General features: G+C 59.5%; 3 protein-coding genes. 2 read left to right on the top strand and 1 reads right to left on the bottom strand.

The window, feature by feature from the left end:
- Positions 1 to 210: hypothetical protein (locus tag WAW17_RS30320; protein ID WP_422336546.1), on the bottom strand; the 210-nt coding region annotated here is incomplete at its 3' end.
- Positions 211 to 258: 48 nt separating this feature from the next.
- On the opposite strand from WAW17_RS30320, the gene WAW17_RS30315 reads away from it, so the two are divergent.
- On the top strand, positions 259 to 573 hold the full coding sequence (locus WAW17_RS30315; protein WP_422336545.1) for a hypothetical protein: 315 nt from the start codon (positions 259 to 261) through the stop codon (positions 571 to 573).
- Between the two features lie 7 nt (positions 574 to 580).
- A partial coding sequence (locus WAW17_RS30310; protein ID WP_422336544.1) for an ATP-binding protein occupies positions 581 to 1680 on the top strand: 1100 nt, incomplete at its 3' end.

The raw sequence follows: 1680 nt of genomic DNA, 5'->3' as shown, positions 1-1680 counted from the left end.
AACCGGCAGCCGGCAGCGCCATGGCTCGATGCGATGGCCGTAGCGGGAGAGCAGGTAAGCGCCAGCAGACAGGTTTACGCTCAGCGTCTTCAGGCCGGCGTCGAGAGATTTTGCGCGCGCCTGGATGTCGATTTTGGCGTAAGGCTTGAAGTGCAGCGCGGGTGGCGTGACGGTCAGACCTTGTCTGACCACTGGGCTGAAACTGAACACAGGGATCGTGGTCTTGGGTACACTTCGGGTGGGCCACATCGGGCGAACTTGCTGGTGCGCACCGAGCAGCGGCTCGGGCTGGAGCACCTGTCGTCCGGACAGGTCAAGCTGCTCTATTTGGTCTTTCGCCTTGCGCAGCTCGAGGACTTGTTGCGGTGCAGGCCGGAGTCAGAGCCCATCATTTTTTTTGACGACTTGGCCGCCGAACTGGATGGCCGACATTTGAGCGCGGTTCTCGCGGCGTTGGCGGGCCATCAACTGCAACGCTTCGTCACATCCCCGGTCATGCACGCCGAACTTACCGCCGACGTCGCCTCCGTGTTTCACGTGGAACGCGGAACTCTGGTGCAGGCACCTTCTTGAGACTCCTATGACTGACGCAAACGTTTACGACTCATCCAGCATCAAGGTGTTGAAAGGCCTGGACGCTGTGCGTAAGCGCCCCGGCATGTATATCGGTGATACCGATGACGGGACCGGCTTGCACCACATGGTCTTCGAGGTGGTCGACAACGCCATCGACGAGGCGCTGGCCGGGCACTGCACGAACGTGACGGTGATGATCCACAGTGACGGTGGGATCAGCGTCGAGGACGATGGCCGCGGTATTCCGGTGGACATCCACGCCGAGGAAGGGTGCTCTGCGGCCGAGGTAATCATGACCACGCTGCACGCCGGGGGGAAGTTCGACGACAACTCGTACAAGATTTCTGGCGGCTTGCATGGTGTTGGCGTCTCGGTCGTAAATGCCCTCTCTGAATACCTAAAGCTGGTTATTCGCCGTGATGGCAAGCTGCACGAGCAGATTTATCGCGACGGCGAACCGCAGGCTCCATTGGCGATTGTGGGGGACGCTGACACGACCGGTACCTGGGTCTATTTTCGGCCCAGCCCCAATGTGTTTGCCGACATGGAGTTCCACTACGACATTCTGGCCAAGCGTCTGCGCGAGTTGTCGTTCCTGAACTCCGGGGTGCGCATCGAGCTCAACGACGAGCGCGAGGACCGGCATGAAGTGTTCGAGTACGTTGGCGGCATCAGCTCGTTTGTCCAGCACCTGAACCGCAACAAGACCCCACTGCATCCGACCGTATTTCATTTTCTGGACCAGCGCGGCGATGTGGGTGTCGAGGTCGCGATCCAGTGGAATGACTCCTATCAGGAGACGATGTTCTGTTTCACCAACAACATTCCTCAGCGCGATGGCGGTACCCATCTGGCAGGCTTTCGGGCTGGCCTGACGCGTACGCTGAACCAGTACATGGAAAAGGAGGGCCTGGCCAAAAAGGCCAAGGTCGAGACTGCAGGTGAGGACATTCGCGAAGGCTTGACCTGTGTCCTGTCGGTCAAGGTACCGGACCCGAAATTCTCGTCGCAGACCAAGGACAAGCTGGTTTCGTCCGAGGTGAAGGGCATCGTCGAAGCGGCCATCGCCGAGAAACTCAACGATTTCCTGCTCGAGCATCCGGC

It is taken from the genome of Rhodococcus sp. (in: high G+C Gram-positive bacteria), from assembly GCF_049286785.1.
GTDB lineage: Bacteria > Actinomycetota > Actinomycetes > Mycobacteriales > Mycobacteriaceae > Rhodococcus_F.
This window is presented reverse-complemented; position numbering and strand designations above follow the sequence as displayed.